Here is an 18665-nt window from a genome sequence, read left to right as displayed (position 1 = left end):
TTGAAAACCCCGTTTGGTGAGAGCCGCCCCTGGTCATGTCAGGGGCGGTTTTCTACGTTCACGACCAGCCGATACGTGCCCATGCGATCTTCCGAAGCTGCGATCTCCCGAGCTTGCGGTCCTACATAGACAGCGGGCGGCTCGAACCATGCAGCGCAATGGCTGGTAGAACGCTTCGGCTGTTGTATGGTCGGACGTTTCTTATGAGGGGCTGATGAAGATTGCCATTGTTATCGCCGGCGTGATCGTTGTTGCTGCTGCCGTTCTCGTGTCGGTACAGCCCGACTTTCTGAAGCCTTCGTCTCTGGCACTCGTGATGAAGTCCGACATCCTCGGCTTTTCGCCCGGCATGACATTCGACGAGACCAACAAACTCATCACGCAACGTCGCTACCGCTGCCGTCAGCTTCGCGATTCCTACGTCCTCGAATGCGCAGTCGACGTTGCCAAGGTCACGATCTTTGCCGACGACGTTGACGCCAAACATCCCATCTGGCGCGTCATTGCGGAGTTGAACAATCCGGGTGCCCAGGACGCTGCGGCCAAAGACGCTGCAGTCAAATCGATATCCGACCAGTTCAATGCCCAGCCAACCAAGGACGCTCGGGAAGGATGGATATGGACCGTCGGCCGTGGGCTGAAGCTGACTTACGACGGCACAACCTTGAAGCTCGTGGACGAAGCTGAGGATATCAGGCGTGGCAAGCAGGACGCAAAGCGCTGGGGAGCGCTACGCTGGATGCTCGTCAGTGACGAAGCCGGTTGACGGCCCATAGCGGCAGCCACGATCCCAGCACCATGCAGATCGCAATGGCTGCGACCAGGACGAATTTCAGGGGATGCTGCGAGGATGCGAGCGAACCTTCGAGGTGAAGGTAAGGCAGCATCGCCTCCATGGCTATCCCGATCAGGGCAACCGCAACCAGCCCGCCAACCACCGAAGCGAACAAATTGACGATCCATCCCATCGCGCCGCGCTTGTTCGACCACGCCTCGAAGATCGCGACAGCCAGCATCACGAGCACGAAGATCAGCATGAAGCTCATCGAGCCGCCGACGCTCGCCTTCGACCCGAAGACTTCCACCAGCAGCATGGCCGCCACCGCGAGCAGCGTGATCGCCTTCACGACATTCCTCTTTAGTGTCTCGGCACATGGGCCGCGAAGCCAATTCCGATGCCGAGCAGGCTTTGCAGCATGGCGGTTGGTCGCGCCGGGCTTTGCCGGGGTTCAATCATAATAAGATTTCCGCTCGGCAACTGATGAGGTGCACTCCGCGCAGTTGCGGGCACTCTATCGCATCCGCGCAACCATTCCTTAATGAATTTCCCGCCTAGATTGCGATAGCTTGGATGAACGTGGCGGGGCTTGGTGCGGATCTTCGCGGGTGTACAGGCGATGCGCGGGGTCGCTGCGCTGTCGGTAGTCTGCGGACACGCAATCAGTGCGCGTCCCGATAGGGTCGGACCGGAGCTTGCCGAGGGCGCGCTGACGATTCTCGCGAGCGGCGTCGACATCTTCTTCGTGATCTCCGGCTTCATCATCGCGACCACGGCGGCATCACAACACAACCCGCTGGAATTCGCTTTCAGGCGAGCCCTCCGAATTTTTCCGCTCTATTGGCTGGTGTTGCTGGCGGCGTTTGTCAGTTCGTCCTGGATCGCGTTGGCGCCGGGCGACCGCCCCGCCCTCGACCTCGGAACTATCTTCGCATGGACCTATCCGAACTGGTACCTTGCGCCAGCGTGGTCGCTGGCTTTCGAACTGCACTTCTATGTCGCCGTCGCGGTCATCCTGGCGATCAAGCCGGACCGGCTGTTCGAGATCTTGTTCGCTGGATTCGGCCTGGTCATTCTGGCTCTCGTGTTCGGCCTGGAGTTCGGGATCTACTTGCATCCGCTGGTGCTGGAATTCGGTGCCGGCGTTGTCATCGCCTATCTCCAGAAAAGCGGACGATTGCACTTTTCGCGCCATATCCCGGCAGTTTCCGCGGGCCTGTTCGTGGCCGGCTGGTACTGGATTTTCGTGCGCGGCGCGGCCGACCCGCAATTCGCGCGCGTCCTGACCTATGGCCTCGGCGCGGGATTGCTGATCCATGCTGTGGTCGCTATCGAGATCGAAGGGCGATCCTTCTCACCAGTCCTGCAATGGCTCGGCAAGATTTCGTACGCGCTGTATATCGTCCATTATCCTGTGGTGAAATGGATCGCCAGCTTTGACGGACTGTGGCTTCTGTCGAGCGCCGGGACAATCATCGCCGGCATCCTGCTCTCCATCGGTCTCGCCGCCGCCTTGCGCGTGGCCATTGAGGCACCGATCCTCGATTGGGGGCGCAAGCTAACTCTGATGCGCAGACGCCGATCGCTGCCGGCCGTTCCGTGATCATCTCCCGACGCTGAATCCGGGCAAGTGCGGCCCTTACTGCGTCATGGGCCAACTACGAACAAATAAGGAACAAAATGCATCAGCCGGGATTAAACCTGAAAAGGAGAGATCGCCGTGACTGACAACAAGATGGCTGACAACACAGCGGGCAACACCCAGAAGGATCCGAAAGATTGGGTCTCCGGCGACGACCCGATGACCGGCGCCCAGGAATCCTACCTCAAGACCCTCGCCGAGCAGGCCCACAAGCCCCTCCCCAAGGAGGATCTGACCAAGGCAGAGGCGTCAGAGCTGATCGACACGATGCGGCAGAAGGCCGGGCTCGAGAAGTAAATATCTGGCATCACGGTCATCGCCAGATCACTTCGGTAGACCGCGGATTGCCAGCTGGACGACTGTAACGACAACGAAGGCGACCGCCCCGTAAACGATGGCATTCACGGCCCAAGTGATGGCGACGCCCAGGAAAACGGAACTGCCGACTGCTCCCCAGAAAAGGTAAGCTGCGGAGATGCCCGGCATCTCCCATGCCATCACAGCGATGGAGTAGTCGGTGAGCTGCTCCATGACGAGCAGCACCGTCGAGACGAGCGCCCCGATTGCCAGTGCGACGATGAGAACGGATTTCATTGTCTTCAAAGGCCCAACAGCCCCATCAGTACCGGAATCATAAAAAAAGCTGCCAAGCCGAGGAGGCCTCCTACGGCAAGCTTCGCCCAACGCCGTTGGACTTTCGGCTCGAGCCATGTCGCCAGCTTGACCCAGAGTGCATACGCCCATCCCGCAACAATCGAGCGGATCAATGCAAACAGAAGCTCGCCTAGAATATTGGCCATGACGGTTAGTCGCGTCATCTCCGCGTGGAGTTCATCTGCGAGCGGCTAGACAACCCTGTCCACCCGTGAATGAGGTGGCCAATTCTGCGGTTAGCATCACCGTTCTGACGGCCCGGTTATCGCTGCGGGGCGCTTCGCGTGAAGGGGCTCGTGGTCAAGCGCTTGAGCACTGCCATCGCAATTCATGCCCTTAGTTCGCGCGCTCGGCGCGGCGTCGTGACTGCTGACATCAGGGTGGCAGCAGCGGTGTGCGACGAGCCGCGCGATGCCGCTCAAATCTGCGGTCAACCAAAGGACATGCCATGAAGTTCGCCTCCACTCGCCTGATCGCCACCGACATCAAAAGCATGGTTTCGTTCTACGAAATGATCACCGGAGTTTCCGCCGAATGGCTCGCGCCGGTGTTCGCCAAGATCGTGACGCCGGGCGCCAACCTGGCAATCGGCGCAGCCGAGACGGTCGCGCTCTGGAAAGAAAACAGTGCCGAGCCCGGCGCCAACCGCACTGCCGTGATCGAATTTCAGGTTGAAGACATCGATGCGGATTATGAGCGCCTGAAAGACAAGGTCACGCTGGTGCATGAGCTGAAAACGATGCCGTGGGGCAACAAGACGTTCCAATTTCGTGACCCCGAAGGCACCGCAGTATCGCTCTTCATGCCGCCGGCCGAGCAGGCCGGAAAGCGCCTCGCGGCGTAATAGGCCGCGGCAGCAGATCGGCGCGCGCGATGTGCCAGTGGCGCGTGTGCGGCACTGGATTTGCGGGGAAAGTGCATTGAAATTTCGCCGGCTGATTTACTTCATCAGCCGGCGTCGCCCTCATGCGCATGTGCACCCGCCCCCTGCCCCTCCTCGGATTTTCCTGCTATCTCCTACTCCCTTCGGCTCGGCCGAACCAAAAACCCTCCATCCACCCAGGGAGCAACAACCATGCGATACCTCCACACCATGCTGCGCGTGCGCAATCTCGATGTCGCACTGAAGTTTTACCAGGATGCGCTGGGGCTGAAGGAGGTGCGGCGGATCGAGAACGACAAGGGGCGTTTCACGCTGGTGTTCCTGTGCTCGTCGGACGATCTCGAGGCGCTGAAGAAGCAGCCGCAGACGCGCGGCGCGCCGCTGGTCGAGCTCACCTGGAATTGGGACGAGGAAAAGTATGGCGAGGACCGCTTCTTCGGCCATCTCGCCTATGAGGTCGACGACATCTACGCCACTTGCGAGAAGCTGATGAAGGCCGGCGTCACCATCAACCGTCCGCCGCGCGACGGCAACATGGCCTTCGTCCGCTCGCCGGATTTGCACTCGATTGAGATCTTGCAGAAGGGCGACCCCAAGCCGCCGCAGGAGCCGTGGTCGTCGATGCCCAACATCGGCCATTGGTAGGCTCGCCGCTGGAACAAGCCCGCGCCAGCAGCGTTCTCTCTTCGACAATGCAATTGGAGGAGGACGCGATGGGACGCGGAATTTTGTTGTGGATGCTGGGTGTGCCGATCCCGGTGATCATCTTGCTGTGGCTGTTCTTCGGCCGCTGATCGCCTGACCAGCTTGACCTTGCAATGAAAGCTCCGCCTCCGGCGGAGCTTTTTGCATGCGGAGCTTTTGCATGAGAGGATCGGCGCAATCGCGCGTCGCTCGCCGCAGTGAATTCCGCTATTACCCGCGCCGAAAGAAACGCCTGGGGAGGATGATGTGCCGGACCAAAAGCTGACGATCTGGGGCCGCGCCAATTCGGTCAACGTGCAGAAAGTGCTGTGGTGCCTCACCGAGCTCGGCCTGGCTTACGAGCGCATCGACGCCGGCATGGCCTTTGGCAAGACCCGCGAGGCCGACTATCTCGCGATGAACCCCAATGCGCGAATCCCGACGCTGGTCGAGGGCGATTTCACGCTGTGGGAATCCAATTCGATCATGCGCTATCTCTGCCTCGCGCACGGGCGCGGCACGCCCATTTATCCCGAGACGCCGAAGCTGCGCGCCAGCGTCGATCGCTGGCTCGACTGGACGCTGTCGATGGTGCAGCCGGTCGACCGCCCGGTGTTCTGGGGCCTCGTGCGCACGCCGCCCGCCGAGCGCGACATGATCCAACTGCAGAAGGATGCGGATGCCGCCGCCGAGGTCTGGGCCATCGCCGACCGTCTCCTCTCCACGCGTCCGTTCATGGACGGCGATGCGTTCACCCTCGCCGACATCGCGATCGGCGCCTATGCGCGGCGCTGGCTCGGCGTCGAGGGCATCACCCGGCCCGCGCAGCCGCATCTGACGCGCTGGCTCGCCGAGCTCGGCAAACGGCCCGGATTTGCGCAATTTGTGGCACCGCCGATGTCGTGAGCGGTGACGCGACTTAAACCTCGTTGAGAGCACGATGAATCGGCACTTCGCCGCGTGCCGCCGGCAGGTGGCAGCTACTGTGCATGGGGTTGTTTTCGCGTTTTTTTGTTTTGGGCCAACCGCGCTCGAACAGCAGCACGCAGAAAATCAGCACGAGCGTCACGGCCGCAGTGGCCAGCCGCGCAGTCCAGCTCAGGCCGCGGCCGACCCACCATAGCAGCGCGCAATACATCACAAACGGGACGATGATTTCGGGCCGCATGATATCAGGTGGCATCGAGGTCAGCGCCTGATCGTGGTCTCGACGCTGATCGAGCCGCCGATCTTGACGCAGGTGCCGGTGCTCTCGACCAGATGGAAGCCGCGGCCATAGGCGGCGCAGGAGCCCGCTTTCGCGCTGCCGCCGGCACCCTTCAGCGGCAAGGCCTTGCCGGCCTGTGGGCGCTCCGCAGGCGGCAGACGCAAGGCTTCCGCCGCGGCCGCGGACGTGGTCAGCAACGAGATCAGGATGAGGAGCGCACGCATGCGGGCCGTTCTAGCCCGGACCGGCGCCTTGCGCCATCGAGGTCACTTTGCCCCGGGTCAGATGAACCTGATGCCGGCCGATTTGCCGCGGCGCCAGACCACCTGGCAGCTCCGCCCGGTCCGCGCATCGCGCGCGAACGCCATCCGGATCACGCCCGGAAGCTGGCTCGCATCCTCGTCCAGCGTGATCTTGGCGCCTGTGGCGGAGATGTCCTGGACCAGGCATTGCCGCGCCGCGAATCCGCCCTCGAGCGTGATCCAGGCATGCTGCGACAGCGACTTGCGGGCTGCGCGCTTCTTGGGCGGTGGCATCGGCTCAAATTCTCCCAGCCCAGCGCTAGCTCAGGGAACCTAAGAAACCGTTGAATTCGCCCCGAATGATCCGGGGGCGGGATGCTATCCACCGGTGCCAAAAGACCGTTCCCGAACGGCTTGCCCAGGGCGCCAAAGGCCATTATAGGTTCGCCCGCTGCAGCCGCCGGGCATGACTCGGGCGGCCAGCGGTCGTGCCGCACTAAGCGGCGGGGCCCTGGGTTTGCTCCCTTCGTCTATCGGTTAGGACGCCACCCTTTCACGGTGGAGAGAGCGGTTCGATTCCGCTAGGGAGCGCCAACATCCGGGCGTCTGGATGCCACGGCGAAATCTGCCACACAGCATGAACCTCGCTGCCCCTCGCCACCGACCAACATCTTGTTGGAACCGGTTGCAGGCCCCCATGACGCAGCGCAAATCCCCCTCGGACGACCAGGCCGGAATCGCCTCGCCGGCGCCGCCGCCATGGATCCACCGTTCGCCAGCCTACGCGCCGGAACGGCGCGCCAGAATGCTGGAGCACATGGCGCGCGCCAGAGCGCTGCCTCGGGCAACGGCTGGGCCGTCGCCTACGGCCGGCACGAACATACTCGCTGACGCGTACGGCTACGCCGTCCTGTTCGGCATCATCGCGCTGCTGTTTCAGTCGCGCGTCCCTCTCTACCTCGGCGCTTTCCTCTTCTTCACCGATGGCGAGCGCATCGAACTCGCTCTTGGAAAGATCGGCATCCGTCTCGAGCCCGGCACGATCGGGCCCGATATCATCAAGGGCTTCGTATCCCTGTTCGGATGGTTCGCGCTGCTGGCGTCGCTGAAAGCGTCCGTCCCCGCGTGGCTCGCGACATGGATGCTGCCGGACAAATCGTGGTCCTTCCTCGCCGCAATCGCCCTTCTGTTCGCCATCGTCGAAGCATTCGCAACGCGCGCGATGCGGCATGCATTGCCGTGGTTCGGACTTGAGCGCAGACCGGACAGCCTGGCCTGCGCGACGATCAAGCTCGTCATGGCCCTTGGCGTGCTGGCCCTGTTGGTACTGCTCGGATGACGCGATCGTGAGGTCGCGGGCCCAATAATCGCGGCGCTATGCCGCCTGTCCCGGACGGCGCATTTACCAAAAATTTACCCCTGCTCGTGAGTGCCGGTATCATTTGCTTAGAATTTGATTGCTACCGTGGAATTACGGAAAACCTCCGAAACACGATTGGCGCCCATGTCCGTCGCAGAGTTCCTCAGACAGCGTGCCGTGCAAGTCACCGTGAGTGGCAGCTACTCGCTGCCGCGTTGGTACGATTGCGAGGGCAAGCTCCGTACCTTCGCCTGCCGCACCAGCCGCGTCTCGCCGTTCCGCATGATGGTCGACGTTCCCGTGGTCGGCAAAGTCGGCGAGCGCGTGACCTCCTACTTCCAGGACTTTGGCGAATTCCAATGCACCATCAGCGCGACGCTGAAATCGGGCTTCCTGATGGAGCTCGACATGACGCGGGCCCGGCGCGCCTGGATGTCGGAAAAGCTGACCTGGCTCGAGAAGAAGCAGAAGGACGCCAGCGTCCAGGAGCTGCGGAATGACGCGCGCTTCGTGCCGCAGGTCGCGCACACCTTCCTGACGCTCGCCGACGGCAGCACCCATGCCTGCTTCATCATCGACGTCTCCACGGCCGGTGTTGCGATATCCTGCGAATACGATCCGCCAGTGGGAACTCCGCTTGCGGTCGGCGCTTGCGTCGGGCGCGTGATCCGCAAGTTCGAAAGCGGCTTTGCAGTCAAATTCGCCGAAAAGCAGTCGCGGGACGACGTCGTCCGGCTGATCGTCCGCTCGCCCATGCTGCAATCGGCCTGATCCTCCGGCCGCGCCGCCCTATCGCGGCCCTATTTCGAGATAAGCTTTTGAAGGTCCGCGCCTCGTGCCATGGATCATCTGCAGACTTGCGATCGGGGGACCGAATGGCAGTCGAGAAAATCACAGTCGAAAAGATCAGAGTCGAAAAGATCACTTGGGACAGGGTCGGCCGGGTCACCGAGCCCGGACGCTACATGTACACTTTCGGCTGGCTCACCATCACCACCGGCGATCTCGAAATCTGGAAGCAATACCCGCAGGCCGCGTTCACGCTGATGGCGCAGCATTCCGAAGCGGACGCGTCCATCGGCGAGGAATTCCATGTCGGCGCCTTCGACGTCGCGCCCGACGCACCGCCGCCATTCACCACGCATTGAGACAGTCAAAGCGGGCTTGGGATCGGCAGCGGGAACGCATGGCATGGGCGTTGCTTTATCATTGCCATGACTCACATCCCTACTCACATCCCTGCCGTCGACCAGGCCTTCCTGCTGTTACTCATCGTGCTCTGCCTTGGCATGTGCGTTATTCGCGCCTTCTGGGAGGTGGAGCAGGTCCGGATACGCCGCATCGGGTCATCCTCCCGCGCGGCAAAGCGTGACTAGGCCGGTCCGCCAGGCCGTGCGTAGCCCGGACGGGGCAATCCCGGCTCTGGACTTGCCGCGGCGACACGTGCATCGTGAATCGAAGAAACCTGCACATTGCCTTGATCTGACTTACCAATCGCGATCCGATGACGGGCCCGCGACCGTTGTCATGGGAGACGAAGTGGTTCTGTCATGCAATTGATTGCGCTCCGTATTCTACACCTCGGCGACTGTCCTGATGAACGCAGGCTGTCGCGCTTGTTAAGAGACGCGACAGCAAGCGCATGACACAAGGTCGCATCGGTGAATGTAGATAAGCGGATCAAGGGAACCTATTTTCGGCGCCGATGTACCTGATTGAAGCGTTACCCACCGTTATCGGAACGGCCGCCATTGCCCCGGCGCTGCTGATGCTGTGGCTTGTCATCGCCGCCGAGGAACGCCCGGGACCGCCGGCCCAGGTCTGGACCGCGTTCCTACTCGGCGCGGCCAGCATTTCGCTGCTGGGCCTGGCCCGCGCCCCTTTCGCCAAAATGGTCGCGGCCCCGGACAACCCGTGGGCGGCGCTGGCCATGCATTCGATCTTCGGCGTCGCGCTGCCGGAGGAAGCGGTCAAGGTGATCGCCATCGTGCTGGTCGCCTCGACCAAGCGGCGGACCTTCGCCAATCCGATGGACACCGTAGTCTATGGCGCCGCGGTCGGCCTGGGCTTCGCCGCCTACGAGAACCTCGCCTATCTCGTCCAGCACGCCGAGATGTGGCGCTCGCTGGCCGCCTTGCGCAGCGTGCTGACCGTGCCGTTCCACGGTGCGCTCGGCATTATCGCCGGCGCCTATCTGACCATCGCGCGCGCCGGCACGGCGCTGGGTGCGAACCGCCATCATCGCGACTGGGCCCGTCTCTCCAGTCGCCTGCTGATCTTCGCGGGCCCGCTCGCCCTGCATTCGGCGTTCGACTTCCCCCTGCTCACACTCCAGCGCATGCCCGATCTCGATCCGACGCTGCGGATGTGGCTGGGGGGCGCGAGCCTGCTGATCGGCTTCAGCTCGATCGCCTTCGCCATCCGCCTGGTGCGGCGCGTCGCGCGCCATCACGCACCCCGGACCGACGTCGCGCGGGAGCGACTCAGCCAGCTCCGCCGGATGTGGGCGCTGCTGCTCGCGGGCGGCGGCGTCGGCTTTCTCGGGCTCGCCTTCGTGCTGACCTCGATCCATCACTGGCTCATCAACCCCGAGCGCAATCTGACGCTGGCGCTGATCCCGATTGGCCTCGTCTCGATCCTGCTCGGCCTCGCACTTCTGATCGTCACGACGGCGATCTATGTTCTCGGCCGCAACCGCATCCGCACCACCGGCGAAGGTTTTTCGTCGGCGCACGGCAGCGGCTGAACCGCGGGGTGGCGAGCGCGGTGCGCACGTACTAGACTAGATCGAGCACACACCTCTCGATCCGGAGCCTGCCCATGACATCGCCTGAGGATCTTTCCCGGCTGCAATCCGCCATGAGCCGGACGGTCAAGGCGCATTGGAAGGCCTTCCTGTTCGAAGGCATCCTGCTTTCAGTGCTCGGCATAGCCGCGCTGATCCTGCCGCCGCTTGCAAGCCTTGCGATTGCGATCTTCCTCGGCTGGATGTTCCTGATCAGCGGCATCGGCGGATTGATCGCGACCTATTGGGCGCGCAGCACACCGGGCTTCTGGTGGTCGTTGATTTCGGCCGCGCTCGCTGTGCTCGCAGGCATGCTGCTGCTGGCGCGACCGATGCAGGCCGTGCTGACGCTGACGATCGTGCTCGGCGCCTATTTCCTCGCCGAGGGCGTCGCCACCATCATGTACGCACTGGAGCATCGTCGCGAGCCAGGCGGCCGCTGGTCGTGGCTCCTGATCTCGGGCCTCGTCGACATCGCGATCTCGTTCATGGTGATCACGGGATTGCCGAGCTCGGCGGAATGGGCGATCGGCATCCTCGTCGGCATCAACCTGCTGTTCGGCGGCGCCACGCTGATCGGCACGGCGCTGGCGGCACGCAAAAGCAACAGTTGAGGCGCCCCGTGGCCGTCACGTCCATTGGGGGGGTGACAACCCGCCGATGGCGCGCTATATGACTGGCCATGATCACCCTCGTCACCAGCTATTTTTGGTACTTTAGCTACGACAGCTCGCTGGCGGTGGGAGGATCACGCTCAATCTGACAAATTGCAGCATCTAGTCCGAACAGCCGCCAGACCTGGCGGCTTTTTTATTGGCCGGCAGGGTCTCAAAATGACAGGAGCCCGCCGTGCTGAGCACGACCGACGATCTTCGTATCCGCGAACTGAAAGAGCTGAGCACGCCCGAAGAGGTGATGCGGGAAGTCCCGCGAACGCTCACCGCGACGCGCGTGGTGATGGCGGCACGCAACGCCATCCATGCGATCCTCAATGGCCAGGACGACCGGCTTCTGGTCGTGGTCGGCCCCTGCTCGGTACATGATCCCAGGGCCGCGCTCGACTACGCCGAGCGCCTCGCGAGCTTGCGCGAAGAGCTTGCCGACCAACTCGAGATCGTGATGCGGGTCTATTTCGAGAAGCCGCGCACCACGGTCGGCTGGAAGGGCTTGATCAACGATCCTGATCTGGACGGCAGCTTCGACATCAACAAGGGCCTGCGGCTGGCGCGCAACGTGCTCTCGGCGGTGAATAGTCTCGGCCTGCCCGCCGGCACCGAATTCCTCGACATGACGACGCCGCAATACATTGCGGACCTCGTGTCCTGGGCCGCGATCGGCGCGCGCACGACCGAAAGCCAGATCCATCGCGAGCTGGCCTCGGGGCTGTCCTGCCCGGTCGGGTTCAAGAACGGCACCGACGGCAATGTGCGCATCGCGGCGGACGCGGTGAAGTCGGCCTCGAATCCGCATCATTTCATGGCGGTGACCAAGCTCGGCCGCTCGGCGATCGCCTCAACCGCGGGCAACGAGGATTGTCACATCATCCTGCGCGGCGGCAGCACGCCGAATTACGATGCGGCAAGCGTCGCAGCCGCCTGCAACGATCTGGCGAAAGCGAGCGTCGCACCGCTGGTGATGGTCGATGCGAGCCACGCCAATTCGAGCAAGAAGCCGGAAAACCAGCCGCTCGTGACGGCCGACATCGCCGGCCAGATTTCCGGCGGCGAGAACCGCATCATGGGGGTGATGGTCGAGAGCAATCTGGTCGCTGGTCGCCAGGACGTGGTGGCGGGCAAGCCGCTCATCTATGGCCAGAGCATCACGGACGGATGCATCGACTGGGCGACCACGGCAGCCGTGCTCAAGCAGCTCGCTGATGCGGTCGAGATCCGGCGCAACACCAAGCGCGCAGGGCTGCACGAGCGCTCCGCCTGACGGAACGATTGCGGGCGGGGTCAGGCTGTCGCACCCTGCCCGCTGCTCCGGCGTCTAGCAGCCGCGGCAGATGCTCTTGATCTTCTTGTCGAGCGCCTGGTTTTCCTTGCTGAGGGGATCGTTGGGGTCGCTCAGGTTCTTCTCGCTGGGCACGTCGCCGGCGCGCGGTTGCCGATGACCCACGGGTGCCAACGGCGTAGATCCGGACATTGCGCCCCCCGATGTCGGCCCTTTGGAGCCGCCGGTCTGCGCAACCGCCGCGCCGCCGAGCAAGACCACGAGCGATACTGCCACCATGATCTTCTTCATGTCTCTCCCTCCATTCCTCGAGCCAGCATCTCCATCACGACCATTCAGGTCTCGGGCGGATAGAGGTGAACGTCGCCGCAATAATCCATGATACGATAGCGCGTTTCTTGATCTGCATCACCCGCGTCGGGTGCGGTATTTTGCATCGGCAACACGTAATTCGGCCCCACCGGCGACTTGCCGGCGCCGCCGGGAATGTCGATGACGTAGTCGGGCTGACACAGTCCCGACACCCGTCCGCGCAGCTGCCGCATCAAATCCTGCCCCTCGGCGAGCGTCGTTCGCAAATGCGCCGTACCGGGCGCGAGATCACCGTGATGCAGATAATAGGGCTTGATCCGGCATTCGACGAAAGCTCGCATCAAATCCGACAGAGCGGTCGCGTTGTCATTGACGCCGCGCAAAAGCACGGACTGGCTTACCATGGGAATTCCGGCATCGACCAGCCGCGCGCAGGCGGCACGCGCCGGCCCCGTCAGTTCGCGCGCATGGTTGGCATGCAGCGCCACCCAGGTGGTGGCGCCTTCGGCCTGGAACGCAGCGACCATCTCGTCACTGATGCGCGCGGGATCGGCCACCGGCACGCGGGTGTGAAGGCGGATGATCTTGACGTGATCGATGCCGGCAAGATCCGCCATGATCTCGCTCATCCGCCGCGGCGACAACATCAGGGGATCGCCCCCGGTCAGGATCACCTCCCAGATCTCGCCGTGCGAGCGGATGTAGTCGATCGCCGCGCGATAGGCGGCGTCCGAGAGCGCGTTCTCCTTGCCGGGTCCGACCATCTCGCGGCGGAAGCAGAAGCGGCAATAGACCGCGCAGACGTGAACGAGCTTGAACAGCACGCGGTCGGGATAGCGATGCACGATCCCGGGAACCGGCGAGTGCGGATGATCGCCGATTGGATCTGCGTTCTCGCCCGGCTGCATCTCGAGCTCCGCGGCAGTCGGAACGAATTGCCGCGCGATGGGATCGTCAGGATCGGACCCGTCGATCAGATCGACCAGCGCGGGGGTGATCGCAACTGCGTAGCGCGCGGCAACACGTTCGAGCGCCGGCAGCGCTTCGGCTGATACCAGCTGCTCGGCCACAAGTTCGGCCGGTTCGCGCAATGTGCGCGCAAGATTGCTCTTCATCATGTCTCGCTTGACGTTTCATTTGCAGGCGGCGTCCACACCACCTGATCAATTCGCGATGCGCCGCTCGCCAGCATCACCAGCCGGTCGAAGCCGAGCGCGACGCCGCTTGCCTCCGGCATGGCCGCGACCGCGTCCAGAAAGTCCTCGTCCAGCGGATACGCTTCGCCGTAGCGGCGCTGCTTCTCCGCCATGGATTGCGTGAAGCGCTTGCGCTGCTCCTCGGCGTCGGTCAGTTCGCCAAAGCCGTTGGCGAGCTCGACACCGCAGGCATAGACCTCGAACCGTTCGGCAACGCGGGGATCGCCCGCCTTCACGCGCGCCAGTGCCGCCTCTGGAGATGGGTATTCGAACAGAATGGTCAAACGCCCCTGCCCCAGATGCGGCTCGACATGCTCGACCAGGACCTTGCTGAAGATGTCGGACCAGGTGTCATCCTCGACGACGCGGACCTTGCCGGCAGCGGCCCGGGCGAGCGCGGCGCGGTCGCCTTCGCCGCCGGAAATGGTCGCAAGCAGGTTGATCCCCGCAAGCTGCTCGAAGGCGCTGGCCACCGTTACCAGCTCCGGCTCGGCGAAGGGATCGGCGGTCCGGCCGCGGAAGGCGAACGTGCCGATACCGGTCGCCTGGGCCGCGCGGGCAATGAGGACGACGCAATCGGCCATGATGGCGTCATAGGGGGCGCCTGCCCGGTACCATTCGAGCATGGTGAATTCGGGCAAATGCAGGTCGCCGCGCTCGCGGTCCCGGAACACTCGGGCGAACTCGAAAATCCGGGCCTCCCCGGCCGCCAGCAGCTTCTTGCAGGCGAATTCCGGCGAAGTCCGCAAATATCGGCTCACACGGCTGCCGTCGGGTCGCATGATCTCGGTCCGAGGGGCGTGCAGGTGGGTCTCGTTGCCCGGGGAGACCTGGAGAACGGAGGTTTCGACCTCGACGAAGCCCTGCTCGGCGAAAAAACCCCGTAGAGCACCGGCGATGGCTCCCCTGGCCTGCAGGAACGGCCGGCGGTCGAGATGCCGCGACAGGGACCAGAACGGCGACATCGGTTTGCCCCCAGCCATTAACCGACCGTCCCGCAGGCCAGCAAAATGCTGGCATCCAACGGCAAAACCAGTATGTTGCGGCCCGAAACGGGTGCCGCGGTCTGATTTGGGGCCCCACGTCCCCCATCAATTTGACCACGTCCTGGCCCGAGCCGGGCCAAGCAAGCAGGAAATACAGCTTTGAGAGTCATCGCCAGTTCTATTCGCAAGGGCAACGTGATCGAGCAAGACGGCAAGCTATATGTCGTCGTGACCGCCGAGAATATCCATCCCGGCAAGGGCACCCCGGTCAGCCAGATCGAAATGCGCCGAATCTCGGACGGGGTAAAGATCTCCGAGCGCTACAAGACCACCGACCAGGTCGAGAAAGCCACGATCGAAGAGCGCAACTACACCTTCCTGTATGAAGATGGTGACGGCTATCACTTCATGAACCCGGAGACCTATGACCAGGTCCAGGTGTCCAAGGACGTGATCGGCGATGCCGCCGCCTATCTCCAGGAGAGCATGACGGTCAAGCTGTCGCTGCACGGCTCCAATCCGGTATCGATCGCCCTGCCGCAGCGCGTGACGCTGGAAGTGGTTGAGACCGAGCCCGTGACCAAGGGCCAGACCGCCTCCTCGTCCTACAAGCCCGCTGTGCTCTCGAACGGCGTGCGCACCACGGTGCCGCCGCACATCGCCGTCGGCACCCGAATCGTCGTGATGACCGAAGACGGCTCCTACTCCGAGCGCGCCAAGGACTGACGGGGCCAAAGCGAACGCAACAGGTGCCGCCGGGGGGCGAGACAGTGGTTGGGAAGGGTTTCCGCTTCGTCTCGCAACTTCTGGCGTCGCTTGCGCTCCTCCTTGCCTCGCCGCTTGCTGCGGATGAGTTGCGCAGCCCCTCGCTCACGGCGCTGCGCGTCGATTGGCGCGCGGCGCTCGACCAGCTTCGCACCGAAATCAATGCCCATCCACGGGCGGCGGACGATTTCATCTTCGCACCCCGCCGTTCGGTGCCGCGCTATGATCCGCGCGCAATGCCGGCGCTGGTGCAGCTCAATGCGATCTCCTCGCAATTCTTCACCGGCGTCGCCCGGAGCTCCGTGCCCGTGCTGCTGCCGTTCGACGCTGCCGCGTATTTCGAAGCACGGCGCAATGGCGCGCCGGCGACCGTCGCGCTGTCGCGCTACCAGGCCGACTTCAATTCCGTCGACATGTTCGATGCCGGGCCCGCCGGCTACAGCGCGACCTTCTCGTTCGAGCCTGGCGCCGGAGACGGCATGCCGAGCCGGGTCTTCGCAAGGCCGGTCGAGGTGCAGATTACGGGGTCGGCGCTCGTCTACGACATTGCCGATCCCTCGGGCGGCAAGGGCGAGCCGGTCAAACCGCTCGCAGCGGTCTACCCGGACCTGCGCAAATTCATCCGGGAAGGCTATGTGCGCTACGCTTTCACCCGTTTCGGCGTCGCCTATGTGGTGTCGATCCAATGCCTCGACAGCGTCGTCAAGCCGCGACGGCTTGCCTGCAAGGAGGCCTATCCGGTCGCCGAGCGCTTCTTAAAGGCGCTGCGCGTGGCCGGCGGCCAGCGCATCCGGCCGCTGACGGACATCGCTTCCAACATTCTCGATCGTCCCGCGGCACGTTCCCCGGACTTCACCTACCGGCCGAGCGGCGACATCATCCCGAACACCGGCTATCGCAAGCAGGGCGGCCATCTCGACGTGATGGCCTACGCACAGATCCGCTTTCCTCTCGAGAAGGCGCCCGCGTTCGTACACTCGCAATCCTATGCCAAGCGCGACAAGATGGAGAGCACGACCGCCTATCCCTGGCGGGACAATTTCTGCGAGTCCCGCAGTTTCGAGGTCTGGCAATGCGGCGGCGGTTATGGCCATCAGGGCGAGGACATCCGCGCGGCTGAGTGCCCACCGCCCGGTGAAGGCCGCCAAGCCTGTGATCCCAAGCAGCGCGCCGTCGTCGCCGTGCGCGATGCGAGGGTCATACGCGCTTCCAAGGACCAGGCAGTGACGCTGCAAATCAACAGCCGGAGCGAGCACATCCGTTTCCGCTACATGCATATGAACCCGCAGGCACTGAACGCCGATGGCCTGCTCAGTGGCCGCATCGTATCGGAGGGCGAGAAGATCGGCGTGGTCTCGAATTATCTCGACCATCCCGCCGGCACCTCGATGCACCTGCATTTCGACGTGCAGGTGTTCACCCGCGACGGCTGGATCTGGGTCAGTCCTTACGTCACGCTGGTCTCCGCCTATGAGCGCCTGATCCGCGCCCGCGGCCGTGAGGTCGGCCCGGAGATTGCAGGCACGCCGCAGCCCGTGGCGCATGCGCTGCCGGAGGACGTGCTCAAGCCGGACCTGCGCGAGGGATCGGGCGGCGGCGAGAACTAACGGCTTGCTCCTTCCATTGCCAGGTAGTGCAACAGCGTGTTCGCACACACCGCCCGCTGGAAGGCCGAAGGAACTGGGTTGATGAGTGTCGGACTGATTGGTCTTCTCGACGATATCGCAGCGATCGCAAAGGTGGCGGCAGCCTCGCTCGACGATGTCGCGGGCCAAACGGCCAAGGCGGGAGCAAAGGCGGCTGGCGTGGTCATCGATGATGCAGCCGTCACGCCGAACTACGTGATCGGCTTTGCCTCGAAACGCGAACTGCCGATCGTAGGCAAGATTGCAGTTGGGTCGCTCCGCAACAAATTGCTGATCCTGCTGCCCATCGCTTTGTTGCTTGGTTATTTCCTTCCCGCCGCGGTCACGCCGCTGCTCATGCTGGGCGGCGCCTTTCTCTGCTACGAGGGTGCCGAGAAGGTACTCGAAGCCGTGACCCCGCACGATGCGTACCACCACGAAGCTCAGCCCCAGCCGAATGCGTTGAATGCCAGGTCGGTCGAGGACGAGAAGGTCGCGAGCGCCATCAAGACGGATTTCATCCTGTCGGCGGAGATCATGGCGATCACGCTGGCAGCCGTCCCGGCGGGCAGCATCTGGATCCAGGCGCTCGTGCTGGCCCTCGTCGCCATTTTCATCACGGTTGGTGTCTACGGCGTGGTCGCCCTGATCGTGAAGGCGGACGATGTCGGCCTGGCCCTTGCGCGGTATAGCGGCGCCTCAGTCATTGGCGGCGCAATCCGCTTGCTTGGACGTACGCTCGTCCGCGGCATGCCGGCCTTCCTTGCGGTGCTGAGCACGATCGGCACCGCCGCCATGATCTGGGTCGGCGGCGGCATCATCCTGCACGGCATCGAACAATACGGCCCACCGATGGTCCGCCATACGGTCCATGCTGCGACCGAGGCTGCCGCGCACCTCCTGCCCTCCATCGCCGGCATCGTCGAATGGTCGGTCGAGGCAGCCATCTCAGGCGTCGTTGGGCTCCTTGTCGGCGCGGTTGCGATACCGGCCGTCGCATACGGTCTTTCACCGCTATGGAAACGTCTGAAGCGATCGCAGCCGACCTGAACGAAAATGGCTTCGGATTTGCGAGTGCGAGCTACTCCAGCAACGTCGTGAGTTGCGCGCCCTCGTCCGCCACGAACACGGCGATCAATTCCGCCGGCTCCGTGGTGCTGGCATTGGCCGAGACCAGATGCGTCGAGCCGGGCGGCTCGAAGAAGGATTGGCCGACGCCGAACGTCTCGACCGGGCCGCCGCCGAGCTGAGAGCGGATCTCGCCCTTGGTGATGTAGGCGGTGACGGATCCTGCGTGACGATGCGGCCGCGAGAACCCGCCGGGACCGTAGAACACGCGCACGATGGTGACGCGTTTGCCCGGTACGTTCGGCAGCGCGTAGGAGCCAATCGGTTCGACCTTGTCGAGCGGCGAGCTTTCGGCGGCGGTGGCGCAGAGCGGCGAGAGTGCGCCGGATATGGTGTCCATCGTCACCGGTAGCGCCTTGCCGATCGCAAACGCGCAGGCGAGCCCGCCGACGACGGCGATCGCCATCGAGCGCGATGGCAACGGGCGCGGTGTGGTGGGCAGACTCATTGCTGTCATCGTGACCT

The 18665-nt window shown here is 63.5% G+C and carries 26 protein-coding genes and 1 tRNA gene; 17 read left to right on the top strand and 10 right to left on the bottom strand.

Annotation, left to right across the window (positions count from 1 at the left end; translation table 11 throughout):
* Nucleotides 1-214: 214 nt before the first annotated feature.
* Nucleotides 215-766 carry a hypothetical protein gene (locus tag BRA1417_RS40680; RefSeq protein WP_051448361.1) on the top strand — a complete coding sequence of 184 codons (552 nt, stop codon included), beginning with the start codon at nucleotides 215-217 and terminating at the stop codon, nucleotides 764-766.
* Here BRA1417_RS40680 and BRA1417_RS0122660 read toward each other — a convergent pair.
* Nucleotides 747-1127, bottom strand: a complete 381-nt coding sequence (locus tag BRA1417_RS0122660; RefSeq protein WP_027517787.1) for a hypothetical protein — start codon at nucleotides 1125-1127, stop codon at nucleotides 747-749. The genes BRA1417_RS40680 and BRA1417_RS0122660 overlap by 20 nt on opposite strands.
* Nucleotides 1128-1370: 243 nt before the next feature.
* Between BRA1417_RS0122660 and BRA1417_RS0122655 the strand changes: the two genes are divergently transcribed.
* Nucleotides 1371-2381, top strand: coding sequence for an acyltransferase (locus BRA1417_RS0122655; RefSeq protein WP_198034850.1), 1011 nt, complete (start codon nucleotides 1371-1373; stop codon nucleotides 2379-2381).
* Between the two features lie 132 nt (nucleotides 2382-2513).
* Nucleotides 2514-2717 (top strand): DUF3072 domain-containing protein, encoded by a 204-nt coding sequence (locus tag BRA1417_RS0122650; RefSeq protein WP_027517785.1) that lies wholly within the window; start codon nucleotides 2514-2516, stop codon nucleotides 2715-2717.
* A gap of 27 nt (nucleotides 2718-2744) precedes the next feature.
* Here the strand turns inward: BRA1417_RS0122650 and BRA1417_RS0122645 are convergent, their stop codons facing one another.
* Nucleotides 2745-3014 carry a hypothetical protein gene (locus BRA1417_RS0122645; RefSeq protein ID WP_035968730.1) on the bottom strand — a complete coding sequence of 90 codons (270 nt, stop codon included), beginning with the start codon at nucleotides 3012-3014 and terminating at the stop codon, nucleotides 2745-2747.
* 5 nt (nucleotides 3015-3019) lie between these two features.
* The gene (locus BRA1417_RS0122640; RefSeq protein ID WP_027517783.1) at nucleotides 3020-3220 is read right to left on the bottom strand and encodes a hypothetical protein; all 201 of its coding nucleotides are present in this window, start codon (nucleotides 3218-3220) and stop codon (nucleotides 3020-3022) included.
* A gap of 302 nt (nucleotides 3221-3522) precedes the next feature.
* Between BRA1417_RS0122640 and BRA1417_RS0122635 the strand changes: the two genes are divergently transcribed.
* The 4 genes from BRA1417_RS0122635 (at nucleotide 3523) to BRA1417_RS0122620 (ending at nucleotide 5547) form a co-directional block, all read left to right on the top strand.
* Nucleotides 3523-3918 carry a VOC family protein gene (locus BRA1417_RS0122635; RefSeq protein ID WP_027517782.1) on the top strand — a complete coding sequence of 132 codons (396 nt, stop codon included), beginning with the start codon at nucleotides 3523-3525 and terminating at the stop codon, nucleotides 3916-3918.
* 231 nt (nucleotides 3919-4149) lie between these two features.
* Nucleotides 4150-4602 carry a VOC family protein gene (locus BRA1417_RS0122630; RefSeq protein ID WP_027517781.1) on the top strand — a complete coding sequence of 151 codons (453 nt, stop codon included), beginning with the start codon at nucleotides 4150-4152 and terminating at the stop codon, nucleotides 4600-4602.
* On the top strand, nucleotides 4569-4751 hold the full coding sequence (locus BRA1417_RS44150) for a hypothetical protein (RefSeq protein WP_156948854.1): 183 nt from the start codon (nucleotides 4569-4571) through the stop codon (nucleotides 4749-4751). The genes BRA1417_RS0122630 and BRA1417_RS44150 overlap by 34 nt, the downstream gene beginning before the upstream one ends.
* A gap of 157 nt (nucleotides 4752-4908) precedes the next feature.
* Complete coding sequence (locus BRA1417_RS0122620; protein ID WP_027517780.1) at nucleotides 4909-5547, top strand: glutathione S-transferase family protein; 639 nt, start codon at nucleotides 4909-4911, stop codon at nucleotides 5545-5547.
* 13 nt (nucleotides 5548-5560) lie between these two features.
* Here BRA1417_RS0122620 and BRA1417_RS44895 read toward each other — a convergent pair whose 3' ends face one another.
* Genes BRA1417_RS44895 through BRA1417_RS0122605 form a run of 3 tightly spaced genes read right to left on the bottom strand, consistent with a single transcriptional unit; the run spans nucleotide 5561 to nucleotide 6384 of the window.
* Nucleotides 5561-5824 (bottom strand): hypothetical protein, encoded by a 264-nt coding sequence (locus BRA1417_RS44895; protein WP_035968728.1) that lies wholly within the window; start codon nucleotides 5822-5824, stop codon nucleotides 5561-5563.
* A gap of 5 nt (nucleotides 5825-5829) precedes the next feature.
* Nucleotides 5830-6072 carry a hypothetical protein gene (locus BRA1417_RS0122610; protein WP_027517779.1) on the bottom strand — a complete coding sequence of 81 codons (243 nt, stop codon included), beginning with the start codon at nucleotides 6070-6072 and terminating at the stop codon, nucleotides 5830-5832.
* 57 nt (nucleotides 6073-6129) lie between these two features.
* On the bottom strand, nucleotides 6130-6384 hold the full coding sequence (locus tag BRA1417_RS0122605; RefSeq protein ID WP_027517778.1) for a PilZ domain-containing protein: 255 nt from the start codon (nucleotides 6382-6384) through the stop codon (nucleotides 6130-6132).
* A gap of 225 nt (nucleotides 6385-6609) precedes the next feature.
* On the opposite strand from BRA1417_RS0122605, the gene BRA1417_RS0122600 reads away from it, so the two are divergent.
* The 7 genes from BRA1417_RS0122600 (at nucleotide 6610) to BRA1417_RS0122565 (ending at nucleotide 12170) form a co-directional block, all read left to right on the top strand.
* Nucleotides 6610-6684 (top strand) — tRNA-Glu (locus BRA1417_RS0122600).
* 103 nt (nucleotides 6685-6787) lie between these two features.
* Complete coding sequence (locus tag BRA1417_RS0122595; RefSeq protein ID WP_027517777.1) at nucleotides 6788-7429, top strand: hypothetical protein; 642 nt, start codon at nucleotides 6788-6790, stop codon at nucleotides 7427-7429.
* Nucleotides 7430-7594: 165 nt separating this feature from the next.
* Nucleotides 7595-8221: a pilus assembly protein PilZ gene (locus BRA1417_RS0122590; RefSeq protein WP_027517776.1), complete on the top strand. Its 627-nt coding sequence runs from the start codon at nucleotides 7595-7597 to the stop codon at nucleotides 8219-8221.
* Nucleotides 8222-8325: 104 nt separating this feature from the next.
* Entirely contained in the window at nucleotides 8326-8598 is a 273-nt protein-coding gene (locus BRA1417_RS0122585) for a hypothetical protein (protein WP_371260002.1), read from the top strand.
* Between the two features lie 557 nt (nucleotides 8599-9155).
* Nucleotides 9156-10196: a PrsW family glutamic-type intramembrane protease gene (locus tag BRA1417_RS0122575; RefSeq protein WP_027517774.1), complete on the top strand. Its 1041-nt coding sequence runs from the start codon at nucleotides 9156-9158 to the stop codon at nucleotides 10194-10196.
* Nucleotides 10197-10270: 74 nt separating this feature from the next.
* Nucleotides 10271-10849, top strand: coding sequence for an HdeD family acid-resistance protein (locus BRA1417_RS0122570; RefSeq protein ID WP_027517773.1), 579 nt, complete (start codon nucleotides 10271-10273; stop codon nucleotides 10847-10849).
* A 235-nt stretch (nucleotides 10850-11084) separates the two neighbouring features.
* Entirely contained in the window at nucleotides 11085-12170 is a 1086-nt protein-coding gene (locus BRA1417_RS0122565) for a 3-deoxy-7-phosphoheptulonate synthase (protein WP_027517772.1), read from the top strand.
* Nucleotides 12171-12224: 54 nt separating this feature from the next.
* Here the strand turns inward: BRA1417_RS0122565 and BRA1417_RS0122560 are convergent, their stop codons facing one another.
* Genes BRA1417_RS0122560 through epmA form a run of 3 tightly spaced genes read right to left on the bottom strand, consistent with a single transcriptional unit; the run spans nucleotide 12225 to nucleotide 14679 of the window.
* Nucleotides 12225-12479: a hypothetical protein gene (locus BRA1417_RS0122560; RefSeq protein WP_027517771.1), complete on the bottom strand. Its 255-nt coding sequence runs from the start codon at nucleotides 12477-12479 to the stop codon at nucleotides 12225-12227.
* Nucleotides 12480-12523: 44 nt separating this feature from the next.
* On the bottom strand, nucleotides 12524-13618 hold the full coding sequence (locus BRA1417_RS0122555) for a lysine-2,3-aminomutase-like protein (protein ID WP_027517770.1): 1095 nt from the start codon (nucleotides 13616-13618) through the stop codon (nucleotides 12524-12526).
* The gene (gene epmA, locus BRA1417_RS0122550; RefSeq protein WP_027517769.1) at nucleotides 13615-14679 is read right to left on the bottom strand and encodes an EF-P lysine aminoacylase EpmA; all 1065 of its coding nucleotides are present in this window, start codon (nucleotides 14677-14679) and stop codon (nucleotides 13615-13617) included. The genes BRA1417_RS0122555 and epmA overlap by 4 nt, the downstream gene beginning before the upstream one ends.
* Before the next feature lie 162 nt (nucleotides 14680-14841).
* On the opposite strand from epmA, the gene efp reads away from it, so the two are divergent.
* The 3 genes from efp (at nucleotide 14842) to BRA1417_RS0122535 (ending at nucleotide 18122) form a co-directional block, all read left to right on the top strand.
* A complete protein-coding gene (gene efp / locus BRA1417_RS0122545; RefSeq protein WP_007609944.1) occupies nucleotides 14842-15408 on the top strand; it encodes an elongation factor P in 567 nt (188 codons plus the stop codon).
* A gap of 23 nt (nucleotides 15409-15431) precedes the next feature.
* Entirely contained in the window at nucleotides 15432-17054 is a 1623-nt protein-coding gene (locus BRA1417_RS0122540; protein WP_027517768.1) for a peptidoglycan DD-metalloendopeptidase family protein, read from the top strand.
* A gap of 81 nt (nucleotides 17055-17135) precedes the next feature.
* Nucleotides 17136-18122, top strand: coding sequence for a DUF808 domain-containing protein (locus BRA1417_RS0122535; protein ID WP_027517767.1), 987 nt, complete (start codon nucleotides 17136-17138; stop codon nucleotides 18120-18122).
* A gap of 31 nt (nucleotides 18123-18153) precedes the next feature.
* Here BRA1417_RS0122535 and BRA1417_RS0122530 read toward each other — a convergent pair whose 3' ends face one another.
* Nucleotides 18154-18657, bottom strand: a complete 504-nt coding sequence (locus tag BRA1417_RS0122530; RefSeq protein ID WP_027517766.1) for a cupin domain-containing protein — start codon at nucleotides 18655-18657, stop codon at nucleotides 18154-18156.
* Nucleotides 18658-18665: the final 8 nt, after the last annotated feature.

The sequence above is a fragment of the Bradyrhizobium sp. WSM1417 genome (genome assembly GCF_000515415.1).
Taxonomy (GTDB): Bacteria; Pseudomonadota; Alphaproteobacteria; order Rhizobiales; family Xanthobacteraceae; genus Bradyrhizobium.
This window is presented reverse-complemented; position numbering and strand designations above follow the sequence as displayed.